Below are 16599 nucleotides of genomic sequence, written 5' to 3' on the forward strand. Positions count from 1 at the left end.
AGGAACGGATAGACAGGGCGCGCGATCGCTCTTTAAACACCAACCGCTCAAGCAATACTATCCAGCAGGTCCAGCAACGCGTCGCCGTCGACAGGCTTTCTGAAGAAACCTAATGCGCCTCTTCTCAGATAGAAGTCTTCTGTATGCCCGCTCGGGTTCCCGGTGATGATGATGACGGGCGTAAGTGCGTTCGAATGAACCGTTCTTTCGAGTACCTGAATGCCATCAATGGGCCGCATGCCGAGGTCCGTGATAACGCATACCAGACCCGCGTAGCCATCGGAAAAGAAATCCAGTGGAGATTCGTAGACCCGTGTTCCATACCCGCCGGAGGCAAGCAGGTTCGCAAGCGACATCAGAACGCGCCGGTCGTCATCAATGATGGCGACGGTCCGAACCGGAGGCGTGGGCATTTTTTTCTCCGCTCATCGCTTCTCACGAAGAATTAATTGACCTCAGACATCGGAGGTGGTCGTCGGCGATGCTTCGAGTTGCAGTTTGCTCGCCTGCCTGACGAGAGTAGCAAATGAATCCGCCTGCATTTTTTTCATGATGTGGCCGCGATGTACCTGCACGGTGTATTCGGTGATGCCAAGGATTGCTGCCGCCTGCTTGTTGAGCAGACCGCTTGCGAGTAGCGGCAAGATCTCCTGCTCGCGAGGCGTCAGCGATTGATAGAGAGCCCAGAGTGTCGTCGCGTCCTCCGCCTCCTTGCGAAGAACGTATGCTCTCGCGAGAGCCGCATCGACTGCGCGCATCAACTCGTCTTCATTGACGGGCTTGGTGAGGAAATCAACTGCCCCGCCCTTCATGGCAAGGACCGCGGACGGCACATCTCCTCTCCCGGTAATGAAAATAACGGGAATTCGAGAGTCCGTGCGCACTAGCCTCTGGACTTCCAGACCATTCATGTCTGGCATGCGCATATCCAGGATCAGACATGCAACGACATTTTTTTGACGTGGTGTGTCCAGAAACTCTCCACCGGAGCTGAATGCCTGGACGTTTCTTCCGTTTGCACGCAGCAGCGCGGAGAGTGCTTCTCGCACCCGTTTTTCGTCGTCGACCACGTAGACCAATTCGCTTGCGGATTCCATGGAACCCCTCGGTTGTCAGGTGAAAGTCCCTCCTAACTTCGGCACAGCCGGGCCACGATAGTCCCGCTGAATGTCCCTCTCACGCGGTCGTGCCGACAAAAAACTATTGCCATCGGAAACGTCACATGAAACCACGGACGGCTGTGTTGTGCATCACATGAATATGTAATGGCAGCACCCAATATGAAGTTGTAGGCTTGGAACCCGTCGCGAAATGACCGATAGAGTCTGTCAAGAATGGTCTGCAAAAGTCCTTGCGTTGACGTGCGTCTGAACGAGCCTGCTGGCGATATCGCCAGTCCTCGTCAACGTGCCGTTGCGTTCGACCGCTCTATCGGAAGACTGAAGCTGAAGGTTACGCCGCGGGACACATTGCGCACCGCCCAGATCCGGCCCGCGTGTGCTTCGATGATGGACCGGCAGATTGCCAGTCCCATGCCCATCCCTGTTTCCTTCGTGGTGAAAAACGGCTCGAAGATCTTCTTGAAGTCCACTTGTCCCGCGCCATGATCCTCCACGTCGACCACCACATTGTCCGCATCGCGACGCGAGCGGATCACTAGCAGCCTCGGCCGTTCCTCCGTTGCCGCTAACGCTTCGATCGCGTTGCGCACGAGGTTCACCATCACTTGCTGAATCTGAACCGCGTCCGCGCTGATCTTCGACACGTCTTCGCCCAATATTGTCTCGAGCGAAACCGCGCTGCGCTGGATGTCGTCGGCCATCAGCGTGCATACCTGAAGAATCAGCTTGTTGATATCGAGTTCGACCTTCTGGGGAGCCGTATGCCTGAAGAGCGCCCGAATCCGGCTGACCACGTCCGCTGCGGAATTCGCGTCGCGGAGCAACTGCTCGGCCGAGTATTTGGCTTCGTCGATCCTGGGCGGCGTTGCGGCGAGCCATCGCACGCATGCGCGCCCATGCGCCACGATGGCCTGGAGCGGCTGGTTGAGTTCGTGAGCGATGGAGGCGGACAGTTCCGCAACGGCCGCGAGCCTCGACGCCTGCGCGAGTTGCTCCTGCGCATCGTGCAAGGCTTTCGACAGTTCCGCACCGTCATCGATGTCGACATCGAGGCCGAAGAACTTCATCACTTGCGCGCCGGCCGCTTCAGTATTGCGTTGTTCTCGCGCGTGGCCGACTTCGAGCCTTGATAACAGGTCCGGCTCATCCGATAACTGCTCGAGGAGCGCGACGAGATGGTGCCGCACGCTTTCGGATCGGCGCGCGCCTTCCTCGATTGCGATGGCCAATTCCGCCCACCGCGGCTGCCGATAATGTTCAGCCAGATAGGCACGGACAATGATCCGCGCAATGAAATCGAAGTGATCGAGAAGATACAGCGAGACGTCGGCCAGAAGTTCTTTGGCGATGCGCTCGTCCAACTCTCCCAGCGCGATGTATGTGCTCCAGGTTTCTCGCAACCCCAGACGCAGCGCCTGAAGAAGGCTCTGCAGCGGCACGCGCTGATGCTCACGTCTTTGACTGATTTCGCGGAAAGCGTCCATGTCCTGTGCCGATGGAGGTTCGCCCGACAACAGCGTCTCGAACCATACTTTGGCTGACAGCACGACGGATTCGTGAACGTCCCGTTTCGCTGCCGGCGCGAGCAATTTGTATCCATCGAACTGGGTCAGTATCGCAAGCGTGCGTTCGACGACAAGCGTCAGATCGGCTGCGATGGACACGGTTTTTTCCCGCAAGTGATTGCTGATCTTTGGAACTTTGGCTAACACGGCTATATATCTATCAGTAACAGGCGCGCGATTTCGACTGACAAGGAGCGCCGGCGCAGCGACGTCGACGGCTGCGCACCGACCGGTTGCCGCCTGGTACTCTGCAATGCGATTCGATGCGGCGTATCATGTGGCAAAAAACGAGTCGTTCCCGGCGAAGCGCCAGTGAGCCGCCCGACAGAGTGACCGACAAGCGCGCGGCCCTTCTCCAGGGGCGCGCTTCGATCCGAACCCGGTGCATGCATGATCTCCTGGCGTCGCGTGGCCTACCATCCCCCATACAGGGGAGATGCCCGCCATCCCCCGACACGGGGGATACGCTTCAATAGATGGGGGATGGCGGCAAGTACCGCACCCCAATAACAATGTGACAGAAAAATGCGTGTGGTTGGAGAAACGTCCACGATCGGGCCGCATCTTTTCCTTGCGACGAAGGTCGTTCCGCCGCGTCTGCCGGTGGATTTGATCGTTCGTCCGCAACTCGTCGGCCTGGCTGAGCGCGCCGCGAGCAAACGTCTCACCGTGATCAAAGCGCCGGCCGGATTCGGCAAAACTTCTCTGGCGCTCATCTGGCTCGACCGGCTGCGCGCGAACGGTGCACGGGTGGCGTGGCTGTCGCTCGACACAGAAGACGACGAACCCGCACGCTTCCTCAATTATCTGGCGCATGCGTTGTGGCATGCCTGCGGCAATGTCGGTGCGGCGGCGATCAGCCTGACTGCCGACGCCGCGTTCGTCCCTTTGCACGCCGTCGTTTCCACGCTGATCAACGAGCTTGTCGAAGTCGACGACGAGGTCGTCCTGTTCGTGGACGACTATCATCTGATCAGCCTTCCAGCGGTACACGACGCGATGTCGTTCTTTATTGAAAAGGCACCGCAAAATGTCCATGTGGTCCTCTGCAGTCGCACGGATCCATCGTTGCCGCTTGCGAGGATGAGAGCAGGAGACGACCTGCTGGAAATCGATGCGTCGGCGTTACGTTTCGACTTCGACGAAACGAGACGCTTTGTCGAACACGCATTGCCCGGCGTGCTGAACACTTCCCGCATCGAGACGCTTTTTGCGAGCACGGAGGGTTGGGCTGCGGCGTTGCGCATCTCGATGTCGCTGCTGTCGCGCAAGGAATGCCAAGGAGCTCAGGAGCGTGCTGCGCCGTCTGGCACCTCGCGGCCGTTCGCCGCTTATATCGAACACATGTTCGAGCGGTTGCCCGCCGAAATCGTCGGGTTCATGCTGCGCACGTCGATACTCGATCGATTGAGCGCGCCGCTCTGCGAGGCGGTAACGGGCCTGCGCACGAGCCAGCGCATGCTGGACGACATCGCCGAGGGCCAGATGCTGTTGCAAGCGCTCGACTGCAATGGGCAATGGTTCCGCTATCACCATCTGATGGGCGAGTATCTGCGGGCGAAGCTCGACGCCCAGCACGCCGACGAGGTGGCGGAACTGCATTGCCGCGCGTCGGGGTGGTATGGCGCTCAGGAGCTGTGGACGGAGGCTGTCAAACATGCAATCGCCGCGGGCACCACAGATAACGCCGTTCGTCTCATGGAACAGTGTGCAATGGCGCTGGTCAAGAAAGGCGATCTGCTCACGCTGCTCGGTTTGCAGCGCCGCTTCCCCGTGGGTCTGGCCGGTGCACAGGTAAGGGTCACGCTGGCGATCGCCTGGGGAATGGCGCTCGCGTTGCATTTCGACGAGGCGCTCGCGATGCTGGATGCGGTCGAACGTGATATCCCGTCCCACCCCGGTGCCGAAGCCGAAGACATCCGTTGGGAATGCCAGGCGATCCGCTCAGTCGTCGCCGCACTGAAGGACGATCCTGAAGCGGCGCTCGCTATCGCTGAGCCATGCCTCGAGCGGCCATCTGCCAATATCTGGACAACCAATGTGGCATCCAACGTCGTGCGCTTCGCGCACTGGAAGGCCGGCAACCTCGAAGCGCTTTACGCAACGCCGTGGCTGTCCTATTCAATCGAAGAAAACCAGCGCAACCTCTATTCTTCGGTTTACCGGCTGTGCCTGCTGGGACATGCGGAGATGCAACAGTTGCACTTCGAGCTTGCCGAACGGTATTTCACGGACTCGATGCGGCTGGCCGAACGCGATGCCGGTCCCGATTCGATCTCGGTAGCGTTGTGCGCACCGATGATCGGGCAAATCTGGTACGAACACGGTCGACTGGACGAGGCTGAAACGCTAGTTGCCGGATTGATGCCCGTTATCGACGTTGCGGTCTTGCTCGATAGCGTGTTGATTGCCTATCGCCTTCTCATCCGAATCGCAGTGGCGCGTTCGGACATGCGGCAGGCGTATGCGTTGCTCGATCGCGCGCAGGCGTTGGCTCGTGCACGTCGATGGGAACGCATGACCGCCGCCGCCCTGGTCGAACGCATACGGCTCTATCTTGTGGAAGGCAGGACGGTCGAGGCGGCCGCGTGCGTTACGCAACTCGATCAGGTGGCGCGCTCCCACTCCCATTCTTCACGCTCCATCTCGCTCGAGATCGACGACTATCGCGCACTGGGGGCGGCCTCTGTCGCCGCGGCCCAGCACCGGACCGAAGAGGCCGCTGCGGCGTTGAGCACCGCGCTGCAGAGCGCCGAACGACGACATGGGGATTTCCTCGCGATACGTTTGCGAACCATGCTTGCGCTCGTCTGGCTGGCAGCGAATGAACGCACCCGCGCGATCGAGGCCTTCCGCGAAGTCCTGAAGGTCGCCGCGCCCACAGGCGTGTACCAATCCATTCTCGACGTGGGTCCGGACATCGGAGACCTGCTGCACGCCGTTTGCGAAGACGCGCGGCACACGGCGCAAACGGACGAGCTGATCGCCTGCGCCGATCATCTGCTTCATGGCTGGCGGATGCTGTATCAGCCTGGCGGCAACCGTCAGCGCGACACGGAGCGCGGGGCGCTGAGCTCAAGGGAGCGCGAAATCGTCGACTTGATTGGCCGAGGGCAGTCGAACAAGGAAATCGCAAGTACGCTTGGGATTGGCGCTGAAACCGTCAAATCCCATATGAAGAGCATCTTCATGAAACTCGGCGTCGATAAGCGAGCTCAAGCCGTTGCACGCGCGCGTGACCTCGGTCTCGTGGGTCCTTACTAGACCGCATGGCGAGAGGCCGATCAGCCGACTCGTACCCGTCGGCCTGTTTCATCAGACTGCTCGATTGCGTCAAGCACCTTGTGGAGTGCGAGCGCGTCGTCGAAGTCTGGACAGGCGACGAGCTCCGCCACGTTCTCGAAGGCGCGCGGAATGCCAAAAGCAGCGGCGGCGGCCTGCGCACTCGCGAGGCTGGTGTTTGCCACGCCGGTTAATTCAAACACATCAGACAGCGCGCGCAAGGCCGGAATATGGGCCGTGGTAGCCCAGCCGCGCTCGGCGCTCAAGCGCAACAACCGCTTTGCGAAAACCGGTATCGACGAGGACTTCGGGAAGGGATCATCTGCGTACAACATTTATAAAGGTGACCCGACGCACTCGCCAAGTCCCTGTCTCGGCCCCATTGAGAAGGGGCCCTTCTACGCCGTCAAGCTGATGCCGGGCGACTTTGGAACGAGCCTTGGGCTCGTCACCGGATCTCACGGGGAAGTTCTCGACGACGACAGTCGCCCGATTCCCGGACTGTATGCCTGCGGCAACGACATGAACTCACCGGTAAGCGGTCATTACATCGGTGCCGGCATTACGCTCGGGCCCGCATTGACGTTTGGATATCTCGCCGCCATGGCGCTTGCGGCGAATGATCACGGCCGATTTCCGCATCCCGCCCCGCAGCGGGTCACTGTTCTCATATCCCGCGCCCTCCTTTCGACGTCCCAACCATCACTGTCTTTCAATTCGCTTGCGCGCTCGTCGTCCTTTGATTGGCGGTTTGCCTATATCGCCTGTCGTCGCCCCGTATGTATGCGCACAAGGAGCTCACCATGAAAGACAGTTTGCCCATTTACCGGCTTGAACCCCAAGACACCAGCGTCAAGCGACTGGCGATGCTCGGGCGACAAATCTTCGGCCTGCGCGATGAGTTCCGGCTCAGCGAAACGCGCGACGGCAAAGTACTGCGCAACGCCCACCACGTCGTGGAAATCGCCAATGCCAGCGGCGCCGTATGGGCCGCTGACGAGTCGCAGATGTGGCGACCATCGGTCGACGCGGAACTGCCGGGCGATGACGACGCGCTGTCGATAGCCAAAGACTTTCTGCATCGCGAAGGTTTGCTGCCTGCGTTGGAGTCGCCGTTTTCCTATGGCAAGCCGGTGCTCGGCGGCACTCATTTCGCGCTACGCAAGGACGGCAAGCGGCAGAACCGGCGTCTCGACGTGCAGGTGGTGTACCCGGTCATGGTGGACAAGATTCCCGTAGTCGGCGGTGGTAGCGATCTGACCGTGACGCTGGGGCACAAAGGCAGCGTGATCGGCTTTAACGGCGGCTGGCGCGCAGTGGTGGCCGAGTTCGACGCAAAAATGATCGCGCCGGACAAAGTGAAGGAACAGTTTCACGGCCTCATGAGCCAGATGAAAATCGAATCCTTCGACATGTCGCTCGCCTATTACGCAGCGCCGTCATTTACCGCGCAGGAATTCCTCTATCCGGTGTATGTGTGCCGCGCCACGGCCGTGTTCGGCAAACAACGCGTGCCGCTTCGGCAGGTCATGCTCGCCGCCACCGACTTCGGTCCACCGCTCACCTTCGGCGAGCCGCAAGCGAAACGGCAGAAGTCGGCCAAGCCCACCTCGGTGTCGAAAGAAAAGGCCAAGACCGATGCTGCCGGCAAACCGCGCCGGTCGTTTGCCGCCGCAACCGTAACGCGGCCATGGGAAGCTGGGACATCGTGGATCGGACAGAGCGGAGGTCTGGCGGGAAGCCAGGCCAACGCGCAGGGATTCGTCGACGAATGGGCGGCAGCAGGTTGGCACATCGATTTCAACTGGGGTGATGCCAACGCATGGGAATCGGATTGGCGTCGCAACGACGACACCTGGGTGGACAACGCCGACTTCGTGTTCTACACCGGGCACGCCAACATGAACGGCTGGGTGCTGTCCAAACCCGACGACGGATTCCTCGACTTCGCCGAAGTCGGCGCCGGCCCACAAACGCCGGGCGACCTGTGGGGCCAAAGCGATCTCGAATGGGCGACGATTGCCGCCTGCGGCCCATTGCAGGACGACCTGCTCGCAAGCGGCGGTGGCGACGTGCTGGCCCGCTGGGATGGCGCGTTCGATGGCATGCACATCCTGATGGGCTACGGCGCGATCACCTTCGACAACACCGACGAAGGACGCAAACTCGCCCAGTACGCTAAGGGCGGCAGCACTATCATCGATTCGTGGTTCCGCGCGGCTCGGGAGATTCAGCCCGCAACGAACGGCGCCGCCGCGCCCGATGGTCCGAACGTCTGGGTCGGCGCGATGTGGGTGGGCAAGGACGGCGTCGATCCCGTGAACGACCACGCATGGGACTATGGCTCGGTCTCCAGTGATCCAACCTCGCCCACGTGGCTCGCCGCGATGTGGACGACCTGCTGAGCGCAACAATCAGCCTGGTGCTCTAACTGCTGTGGATGTGTGTCAAGCGGCACACGTCCGTGGCAGTTGGAGGCGTCGCTAACGAACCGCTGTCCGACTGCGGACATGCGCCGATGAAATGAAAGCGGATCCGCCGTGTGCGCCGACACGGTTTCGCTTTGTATCGCAACGTATCTGCCGGGTGCATCGATACCCGCGCATACAAAAACCGCCCTTCCCGACACATGCGGGATACCTCCGCGCGCTCCAATACGTCCACCCTACATCGAATCCCGCCGCACAGTGGCTCGTGTAATCATGTTGCCATTGATTGGTAAGCCTGGCTTCATCGCCGATCGGAGACTTTTATGTCAGACAACCTCCCTCCCCACTCGCCCTCTCGCCGCCGTTTTGTCAGCGTAGCCGCGGCGGCCGTCGCTGCCGGCTCATTGAGCCAGCTCGCTTTCGCGGAAACGAATCAGGCGATGACCGAAGTTGCCCCGGCGACAGGCGGCGACAAGACCGCCATTCGCCGACTTCGCGTGCATGTGCCGGAATCGCAACTCATCGATTTGCGCCGACGCATCAAGGCGACGCGATGGCCCGATCGGGAGACCGTCACCGATAACTCGCAAGGCGTGCCGCTCGCGATGATCCAGGAACTCGCGCGCCATTGGGCGACCGATTACGACTGGCGCAAGTGCGAAGCGAAGCTCAACTCGTTGCCGAATTTCGTGACCGAGATCGACGGACTGGACATTCATTTCATTCACGTCCGTTCGAAACATGAAAATGCGATGCCGCTCGTCGTCACGCACGGGTGGCCGGGCTCGGTGATCGAGCAGTTCAAGATCATCGATCCGCTGACCAATCCGACCGCGTATGGCGCGAGTGCGTCCGACGCGTTTCATCTGGTCATTCCGTCTTTGCCGGGCTACGGATTTTCAGACAAGCCAACCACCACCGGCTGGGGCCCGGAGCGCACCGCGCGTGCGTGGGTCGTCCTCATGAAACGCCTTGGATACGAGAAATTTGCCGCGCAAGGCGGCGATCTGGGTGGCGTCGTCTGCAACGTAATGGGCAAGCAGGCGCCGCCGGAATTGTTAGGCATCCATGTCAACTTCCCCGCGACCGTTCCGCCGGAAATCGCCAAGGCGCTTCAAGCCGGCGATCCACCGCCGGCCAATCTCTCTGCCGACGAAAAGCACGCTTACGAGCAACTGAGTTCCGCAGCCATGAAGCGACGCGCCTACGCATTGGAGATGGGCACACGCCCGCAAACGCTCTCAGGATTGTCGGACTCTCCCGTTGGTCTGGCGAGCTGGCTTCTCGACCACGGTGACGGGTATGAGCAGCCGGCGGCGGCACTGACCTCCGCCGTGTTCGGGCACCCCGTCAACGGGGAATCGGCCGGCGACTTGACGCGCAACGATGTACTCGACGACATCACCCTGTACTGGTTGACGAACACGGGAATTTCCGCGGCGCGCTTCTATTGGGAGTCGCACTTCAACTTCCTGGCCGCCGCCGATGTATCCGTCCCCGCTGCGGTAAGCGTCTTTCCGCGCGAGAACTATCAGGCTCCGCGCAGTTGGACAGAGCGGGCGTATCACAACCTGATCTATTACAACAGGCTCGATAAAGGTGGGCACTTCGCGGCGTGGGAACAACCGCAACTATTTGCCGAAGAGGTCCGCGCGGGGTTGAGGCCGCTGCGCACGTAAATGAGAAATTGCCGGACTCGGACCACTAACCGCAGTTAGCGACAACGGTCCGAGTTCGGCGCATGACGCGGTCATCGTGCTACGGCAGTTCACGCAGCATTCACATGCCGCCTCGCCTGTTCCTCGAGATAAAGCGCCACCTCTTCGGCCAACGCCTTTGCGACCTGCGGACGATGCGCCGTTCGCTTGTAATACGCGTCAACGGAAGGCCACTCGGCAAGATCGACACCGCCATGCTGCGCCCAGTTCAGGACGGTGACGAGATAAGCGTCCCCAACCGTGAAATGCTCCATGAGAAATTCGCGCCCGCGCAGATGCTCTTCCAGCACGCCGAGTCGCAGGTTGACTTTCTTGCGTGTGTAGGTCTGAACGTCGGCCGGCGCATGCGGATCGAGCAGCGGCACGAATACGGCTTTATGAAGCTCCGTGCTGATAAACCCCAGCCATTCCTGCAATTTCGCGCGTTCCGCGGTTCCCACTGCCGGCGCAAGCCGGGCTGCCGGAAATGCATCGGCCACGTACGGCAGGATCGCAGTATTTTCCCTGAGCAGCCAACCCTCGTCCGTACGCAAGACAGGCACCTGCCCTAACGGGTTGATCGGATAAAAATCAGAGCCGTCACGCAATTGCTTCGACTTCGTATCGACTTCGATGAACCGCGCGTCGGCATTGGCCTCGTAGAGCGCAATACGTGTCGCGAGCGAACAGGCGAGCGGCGAGAAGTAAAGCTCCATGCTGATGTCTCCGGTTGTTGGGATGATTTTTGTACTATAGTGTATAAAAATCAACGCAGCCAGACAATTTTATGCACAACGGTACAAAAAGTGAGAAGCGTTCGCGCGGACGGCCTCGTGGCTACGATTCCGAGCAGGCGCTGCGCGACGCGCGAGACGCGTTCTGGCATGGCGGCTATTCCGGCACGTCGCTCGACACGCTGAGCGACGCGACCGGCATGAACCGGCCGAGTCTGTACGGCGCATTCGGCGATAAACATGCGCTGTATCTGAACACGCTGGATCAATACATCGAACTCGGGCGTCAGGGAATGGAAGCCGCGCTCGCCGGAGATCGCCCATTGGCGGAGGCCTTGCAGGCGGTGTACGACGCCGCGCTCGCCATGTACCTTCCGCCCGGCGAGGTGCCTCGCGGATGTTTCCTGATCGGTACGGCACTCGTGGAATCCCGAAGCGATGCCGAGGTTCGCGACAAACTCCTCGGCGGCCTGACTATCTACGATCGCGCATTCGAGCGACGGCTCGAACGCGCCAAAGCGGAAGGCGAACTCAGTGCGGCTTCGGATCCAGCCATGCTGGCGAAAGTCGCCTCGGCGATCCTTCACAGCATCGCGCTGCGCTCGCGTGCGGGCGACTCGCGTGATTCGTTGCGAGCGACCGCCAAGGCCGGCATCGCGTTGATTTGCGGCATACGTGACGAGCCGCCAGCCGATCCGCAACCACGCGTGCGACGCAAATCAAAGACTTAGCCTTTTTCCGAAAGCACAGGCCGTCGATCAAAGATCCAACGTCACACCCGCATCCCCAGCAACCGGATGCGCCATGCAAACCAGCGCCGCGCCGGGCTCGATTTGCGCCTCGACTTCACCGTCGTATTTGACCTTGCCCGACAACAGTCGCGTCGAACACGTCCCGCACATACCCGACCTGCAACTCGACGGCGCGTCGATACCGTGCGCTTCGGCAAGTTCGAGCAAGCTGCCGTCGCGCGGCAGCCATTGGATCGTGCGCTCCGAGCGCGCGAACGTCACTTGCACAGCGCCGGTGTCTTGCGCCGAGGTCTCAACCGGCTTCGTCTCCGCGTGTGCGACAGCTGCCCGCTTGACGGTCGCCGGGCCGAAGGCTTCGAAACGAATGCGCTCATCCGCGACATTCAATCCGCGCAAGCCCTCATACAGATCACGCATGAACTGCTCGGGGCCGCACAGATAGAAGTCATAGTCATCGAACGGAAGCACGCGCTTCAACGCGTCGATGCTCACACGTCCGGCCGACACGCCTTCGGCCAACCGATCGGCGGCGCTATCGAAAAGATGCAGGGAAAGCGCCGAATTGCGCGCGGCAAGCTCTTTCAATTGCGCACTAAACGGACGTTCGCGATCGCTACGCGCGCCGTGAAAGAAGAACAGCCGCTTCGCTTGCGCACCCTCACCGCGAGATGGAGCCAACGCATGCCGAAGCATCGCCATCATCGGCGTGATGCCGATGCCCGCCGAGATAAACACGGCGGGCCGCGGGCTGTCTTCATCGAAGACGAACGCACCGCGCGGCTTCATCGCTTCGATCCGCGCTCCGGCAACGAGGTGCTCATGCAGCCATTTCGAAGCCACGCCTTCGCGCTTCACGCTGATTCGATACCGCTGCGGATCGTGCGCATCGGAAAGCGTGTAGGTACGCGACAAAGGCGTGGCGGAGCCCAACACCGGCACGCGGATTGGCAGAAATTGCCCCGGCTTGTACGGCGGCAACGGCGCACCGTCGACCGATTCGAAATAGAAGGAGCGAACCGATGCTGTCTCATCGACCACGGCCGCAACCTTCAGCTTGTGCCAGGGCGATGCAGCCACCGGCTTACGCACCGCCGCCGCAAACTGCGGCGCATACTCGACGTCCGACCAACGAAACGGCAACGCGCTCCGGCTGCGCCGCACTTCCTGCACATGAAAACGCACGAGCCGTTGCGCGCCTTCGAACGCAGCCAGTTCCGCACCGTCCCATACGATCTCGGCGCGCGCCGCGATATACAGCAGATCGCCGCTCGCAAAGTCGATGAACAGCAATCCGGCGCGCGAATCATGGATCAGGTTGCCGATCGTGTTGAAGAAGTTGTTGCCGACGAAGTCGGGCGTCGTCAGCGTGTGCTCATCGTCGACGCGCACGAAGCCGGGCGCGCCGCCGCGATGCGACACGTCAGCGCCGCGAGCAAGATCCGCATCCTCGGCAAGATTCGCGCTCGCGATGAAAAATGTGTCCGCTCGTGCCAATAGCGCGCGGTCGTCATCGCTGAGTTGCGTCGCTATCTCCGGCGGCGTGGCAAGTTCAGACGCATTCTGCTCCACCCACGTCGGCGTACGGCTCTGGATGTACTTGTTGCAGTTGCCGAAGCTCTGGCGAACCTCGAGTGTCAACGCCGCCCCGTCCACCGACCTCACGACGCCGTTGATCCGGTTGCGCCTGCGGGTCTGCGGCTGCAGCCCAAGCCCGCCGATCATCGCGCCCGCCTGCCAGCTATCCGCAAGCGGATCGCCGGGCAACACGCCGCCCTCGATGCGCAAAGTCTGCGCATCCGGCGACGACACGAAACCCGGCGTACCGGCGCGCACGGTCGCCCACGGCTGCCCGTGCGCATCGACGCCGCCGAACACCATGAACGGCTGCTCGGCGAAAAACTTGCGATGCTGGTCCGGCATGTAGCGGCGAATCCCCCGGCGTCCCGACGCTTCCGCCATGCTTCTCACCCCGGCACGCTGCTGGGCGGCGAGTTCGGCCGCATGAAACGGCGAGGCGTCGACGCCCCAGCTATTCAGTGGGATAACGGTGGACATGACCGGACTCCGGTGTCGTGAAGGATCAACCGCTCATTCAGCGAGCAGCCCCGCTTTTGTCGACGGCATTGCGACAAACCGCGGCAACGCCTCGACGCGGCGCAGCCACGCACGAATGTTCGGATACGGGTCGAGCGACACGCCGCCTTCCGGCGCGTGCGCGATGTAGGTGTGGGCGGCAATGTCGGCAATCGTCACCTGATTGCCCGCCGCGAACGGCTTGTCCGCCAGTTCACGGTCGAGCACGTCGAACAGCTTCACGGCCAGCTTCTTCGCGGTCTCGTGATCGTGCGGCGCACCAAACACGGTGACGAGCCGCGCCGTGCACGGCCCATAGGCGATCTGACCGGCCGCGAGCGACAGCCAGCGCTGCACCGCCGCCGCGCCGAGCGGGTCTTCCGGCAACCACGAGGCGTCGCCGTAACGCTTCGCCAGATACACGAGAATCGCGTTCGAATCGAACAGCGTGATGTCGCCGTCCTGAATCGTCGGCACCTGGCCGAACGGGTTGAGCGCCAGATACGCCGGCTTGCGGTTGTCGCCGGCCTTCATGTCCAGTTCGACCACTTCGAACGGCAGATCGAGCAGGGTCAGAAAGAGCTTCACCCGATGGCCGTGGCCGGAAAGCAGGGTCGTATAGAGGCGGATCGGCTGGGTGGGTCGGGCAACGGGCATGACAGGTTCCGGAAAGCGTGAAGGAATGGATCGAGCATAATGCGCACGAGCCACCTTGCAGAAGCCTGATAATCCGGGAAACACAATCAATCGAAGATGGACAATCCACCATGGCCGACGTACGCGACGTAAACCTGAACCGGCTGGCGATCTTCGTCGCGGTCGTCGAGGCGGGCTCGCTGACCGCCGCGGCAGCGCGTCTGGGCCTCGCTAAAACGATGGTCAGCACGCACATGCAGCGGCTCGAGGCCGAGGTGGGCGCGAGCCTGCTGGTGCGCACAACGCGGCGGCTCGGTTTGACCGAAGCGGGCCGCGCATTCTACGACGCGAGCGTGAAAATCCTGCGCGCCACGGAAGACGCGCTGTCGGCGATCGGCGGCGAAACGGCGTCCGTGCGCGGCATGTTACGCGTGAGCTCGCCGATCGATTACGGTTCGCTTGCCGTCGCGCCGGTGCTGGTCGAACTGCGCCGCACGCATCCGCAACTCAATGTCGAGTTGCTATGCACCGATCGCTATGTGGATCTCATCGCGGACGGTATCGACGTCGCGATTCGCCTCGGCCGGCTGGCCGATTCCAATTACCGCGCGGTGAAACTCGGCAGCTTCGTCAAGTGGGTCGTGGCGAGTCCGGATTTCGTCGAGATCTGGGGGCAGCCGCAGACGCCCGCCGAATTGTCGGCGATGCCCTTCTGCGCGTTGACAGTCTTGCCGCGTCCGCTGACGCTCGACCTGCAGCGCAATAACGGCAAAGAGGAAAGCGATGCCGAAACGGTGCGCTGTGAGAACGCGTTGCTGGTGAACACCGCCGACGCTTGCCGTGCGGCGACGCTCGCCGGCGGCGGCTTCGGTCTGTTGACGGACTTTTCGATCGGCGGCGACATCGCTGCCGGGCGGTTGATTCGCCTGCTGCCGGAATGGGCGACCGAGCCCGCGAGTATTCAGGCTATCTTTCCGCCCACCAGCCATCCTCCGCCCAAAGTGCGGGCGCTGATCGACACGTTCAAGAAGCAGCTGGAGCGCGCATCGTGATGGCGCGGACGATGTTCCGTGACCCGGGACACCGTCCACGCCCGCAAACCTTCGCCGCGCGTCAGAACGAATGCCGCATGCCAATCCGCACATCGGTCTGTGTGTTCGACGTGGACGGCGTAAAGCTGTAGCCGATCACCGCATTCACGCCATCCGATGCGCGCAGATAGTCGCCGGAGATATAGACGTCGGTGCGCTTGGACAACAGGTAATGCAGCCCGAGCGAGCCCTGGTTCCAGTGATTGCCTTCGAACCGCGTGTGCTGATAGCCGCCGTACAGCATCAACGCGGGCGTGAAGGTGTACGAGGCGCCCGCCTCATAGACCTGCATATGCGAGGTCTCGCCGAGCCCCTTGATCGTCGTGTAGGTGAAGTCGCCGCTTAGCATGACGTTGCCGATCGTATAGGCCGCGCCGACTGCGAACGCCCCCTGCTTGTCGACCGGGAACGACGACGAGCTATACAGATCCGTCACCGCGCCGGTCGCCGGATCGACGGACACGGTCGGCTTGCCGAGGAACGTGCGCGTGCCGATCATCGCGTACGGATCGAATGCATAGATGCCGTTCGGATTGTTCAACTGCGTATAGGCCGCGCCCATGTTGAACGCGCTGTGCTCGTAACGCGCGCCCACGCTCCATGCGCTCTTGTTGTGGAAGTCGCCGGCCGTATTGCCGAACGAGTACATGCCGCCGAACGAGAAGCCCGCGTAGTCGTTGGAGAGAAACTTGATCGAATTCGGCAGCCGGTCGCCGTTCATCCGGTCGAAGTCGCCTTGATGAATCGCGTAGCCGCTCGCCCAGGCCGAGATGTTATAGAGGTAGACAAACTCCTCGGTCATGTCGAGCTGGTTGCCCAGCGAGAGCGTTCCCCAGTTGTTCTTCAAGCCGACATAAGCCTGGCGTCCGAACTCGGCGCCGCCGAATGCATACTGCCCATTGCCCACGTGAAAACCCGATTCAAGCACGAACACGGCCTGCAAGCCGCCGCCGAGATCCTCGACGCCCTTGAAGCCGATCCGGTTGCCGTACGAAATACCGTCATCGAATTTGAACTGGTGAGCCCCGCCGGCATTGTTCACGTAGGTAATGCCGGCATCCAGAATGCCGTACAGGGTGACGCTGCTTTGCGCATGGGCAGCCGTCGGCGCGCATACGGCGCTTGCCGCGATAGCGAGTCCCGAAAGGCTGACGGCATTTCTCTTCTTCATCTAATTCTCCCCTGCTCTTTGCCTGCGTATTTCGTTGGATAAAGCGAT

Annotated in this window: 14 protein-coding genes; 6 read left to right on the forward strand and 8 right to left on the reverse strand. The window is 61.4% G+C overall.

Features of this window, described 5'->3' with window-relative positions; genetic code table 11:
- Window positions 1–47: 47 nt before the first annotated feature.
- The 3 genes from PQR42_RS33420 to PQR42_RS33430 form a co-directional block, all read right to left on the reverse strand.
- Window positions 48–413, reverse strand: a complete 366-nt coding sequence (locus tag PQR42_RS33420) for a response regulator (RefSeq protein ID WP_408219365.1) — start codon at window positions 411–413, stop codon at window positions 48–50.
- A gap of 42 nt (window positions 414–455) precedes the next feature.
- Entirely contained in the window at window positions 456–1097 is a 642-nt protein-coding gene (locus PQR42_RS33425; RefSeq protein ID WP_408389408.1) for a response regulator transcription factor, read from the reverse strand.
- Between the two features lie 305 nt (window positions 1098–1402).
- The gene (locus tag PQR42_RS33430) at window positions 1403–2785 is read right to left on the reverse strand and encodes a sensor histidine kinase (protein WP_408389406.1); all 1383 of its coding nucleotides are present in this window, start codon (window positions 2783–2785) and stop codon (window positions 1403–1405) included.
- Between the two features lie 426 nt (window positions 2786–3211).
- Here PQR42_RS33430 and PQR42_RS33435 point away from each other — a divergent pair, with 426 nt between their 5' ends.
- A complete protein-coding gene (locus tag PQR42_RS33435; protein WP_408494746.1) occupies window positions 3212–5950 on the forward strand; it encodes a winged helix-turn-helix domain-containing protein in 2739 nt (912 codons plus the stop codon).
- A 20-nt stretch (window positions 5951–5970) separates the two neighbouring features.
- Here PQR42_RS33435 and PQR42_RS33440 read toward each other — a convergent pair whose 3' ends face one another.
- A complete protein-coding gene (locus tag PQR42_RS33440; RefSeq protein ID WP_408389402.1) occupies window positions 5971–6171 on the reverse strand; it encodes a hypothetical protein in 201 nt (66 codons plus the stop codon).
- On the opposite strand from PQR42_RS33440, the gene PQR42_RS33445 reads away from it, so the two are divergent.
- From PQR42_RS33445 to PQR42_RS33455, 3 genes are all read left to right on the forward strand, one after another.
- Window positions 6101–6775, forward strand: coding sequence for an FAD-binding protein (locus tag PQR42_RS33445; RefSeq protein WP_408389400.1), 675 nt, complete (start codon window positions 6101–6103; stop codon window positions 6773–6775). The genes PQR42_RS33440 and PQR42_RS33445 overlap by 71 nt on opposite strands.
- Window positions 6772–8373: a DUF6345 domain-containing protein gene (locus tag PQR42_RS33450; protein ID WP_408389398.1), complete on the forward strand. Its 1602-nt coding sequence runs from the start codon at window positions 6772–6774 to the stop codon at window positions 8371–8373. The genes PQR42_RS33445 and PQR42_RS33450 overlap by 4 nt, the downstream gene beginning before the upstream one ends.
- Before the next feature lie 347 nt (window positions 8374–8720).
- Entirely contained in the window at window positions 8721–10076 is a 1356-nt protein-coding gene (locus PQR42_RS33455) for an epoxide hydrolase family protein (RefSeq protein ID WP_408219384.1), read from the forward strand.
- 89 nt (window positions 10077–10165) lie between these two features.
- Here the strand turns inward: PQR42_RS33455 and PQR42_RS33460 are convergent, their stop codons facing one another.
- Window positions 10166–10810 (reverse strand): glutathione binding-like protein, encoded by a 645-nt coding sequence (locus PQR42_RS33460; RefSeq protein WP_408219386.1) that lies wholly within the window; start codon window positions 10808–10810, stop codon window positions 10166–10168.
- A 71-nt stretch (window positions 10811–10881) separates the two neighbouring features.
- Here PQR42_RS33460 and PQR42_RS33465 point away from each other — a divergent pair, with 71 nt between their 5' ends.
- Window positions 10882–11559 carry a TetR/AcrR family transcriptional regulator gene (locus PQR42_RS33465; RefSeq protein WP_408389396.1) on the forward strand — a complete coding sequence of 226 codons (678 nt, stop codon included), beginning with the start codon at window positions 10882–10884 and terminating at the stop codon, window positions 11557–11559.
- 27 nt (window positions 11560–11586) lie between these two features.
- Here PQR42_RS33465 and PQR42_RS33470 read toward each other — a convergent pair whose 3' ends face one another.
- Window positions 11587–13635, reverse strand: a complete 2049-nt coding sequence (locus PQR42_RS33470) for a 2Fe-2S iron-sulfur cluster-binding protein (protein ID WP_408389394.1) — start codon at window positions 13633–13635, stop codon at window positions 11587–11589.
- Between the two features lie 33 nt (window positions 13636–13668).
- On the reverse strand, window positions 13669–14310 hold the full coding sequence (locus tag PQR42_RS33475) for a glutathione S-transferase family protein (RefSeq protein ID WP_408389392.1): 642 nt from the start codon (window positions 14308–14310) through the stop codon (window positions 13669–13671).
- 110 nt (window positions 14311–14420) lie between these two features.
- Between PQR42_RS33475 and PQR42_RS33480 the strand changes: the two genes are divergently transcribed.
- Window positions 14421–15341 (forward strand): LysR family transcriptional regulator, encoded by a 921-nt coding sequence (locus PQR42_RS33480; RefSeq protein WP_408219397.1) that lies wholly within the window; start codon window positions 14421–14423, stop codon window positions 15339–15341.
- Between the two features lie 61 nt (window positions 15342–15402).
- Here PQR42_RS33480 and PQR42_RS33485 read toward each other — a convergent pair whose 3' ends face one another.
- Window positions 15403–16551 carry a porin gene (locus PQR42_RS33485; protein ID WP_408219400.1) on the reverse strand — a complete coding sequence of 383 codons (1149 nt, stop codon included), beginning with the start codon at window positions 16549–16551 and terminating at the stop codon, window positions 15403–15405.
- Between the last annotated feature and the right edge of the window lie 48 nt (window positions 16552–16599).

It is taken from the genome of Paraburkholderia sediminicola (assembly GCF_046027355.1).
Lineage (GTDB): Bacteria > Pseudomonadota > Gammaproteobacteria > Burkholderiales > Burkholderiaceae > Paraburkholderia > Paraburkholderia sediminicola_B.

Excerpts from the sequence above, each read along its gene's own strand:
- PQR42_RS33420 (WP_408219365.1), bottom strand. The coding sequence starts at position 413 with ATGCCCACGCCTCCGGTTCGGACCGTCGCCATCATTGATGACGACCGG.
- PQR42_RS33450 (WP_408389398.1), top strand. The coding sequence starts at position 6,772 with ATGAAAGACAGTTTGCCCATTTACCGGCTTGAACCCCAAGACACCAGC.
- PQR42_RS33465 (WP_408389396.1), top strand. The coding sequence starts at position 10,882 with ATGCACAACGGTACAAAAAGTGAGAAGCGTTCGCGCGGACGGCCTCGT.
- PQR42_RS33470 (WP_408389394.1), bottom strand. The coding sequence starts at position 13,635 with ATGTCCACCGTTATCCCACTGAATAGCTGGGGCGTCGACGCCTCGCCG.
- PQR42_RS33460 (WP_408219386.1), bottom strand. The coding sequence starts at position 10,810 with ATGGAGCTTTACTTCTCGCCGCTCGCCTGTTCGCTCGCGACACGTATT.
- PQR42_RS33475 (WP_408389392.1), bottom strand. The coding sequence starts at position 14,310 with ATGCCCGTTGCCCGACCCACCCAGCCGATCCGCCTCTATACGACCCTG.
- PQR42_RS33445 (WP_408389400.1), top strand. The coding sequence starts at position 6,101 with ATGCCAAAAGCAGCGGCGGCGGCCTGCGCACTCGCGAGGCTGGTGTTT.
- PQR42_RS33435 (WP_408494746.1), top strand. The coding sequence starts at position 3,212 with ATGCGTGTGGTTGGAGAAACGTCCACGATCGGGCCGCATCTTTTCCTT.
- PQR42_RS33480 (WP_408219397.1), top strand. The coding sequence starts at position 14,421 with ATGGCCGACGTACGCGACGTAAACCTGAACCGGCTGGCGATCTTCGTC.
- PQR42_RS33455 (WP_408219384.1), top strand. The coding sequence starts at position 8,721 with ATGTCAGACAACCTCCCTCCCCACTCGCCCTCTCGCCGCCGTTTTGTC.
- PQR42_RS33425 (WP_408389408.1), bottom strand. The coding sequence starts at position 1,097 with ATGGAATCCGCAAGCGAATTGGTCTACGTGGTCGACGACGAAAAACGG.
- PQR42_RS33485 (WP_408219400.1), bottom strand. The coding sequence starts at position 16,551 with ATGAAGAAGAGAAATGCCGTCAGCCTTTCGGGACTCGCTATCGCGGCA.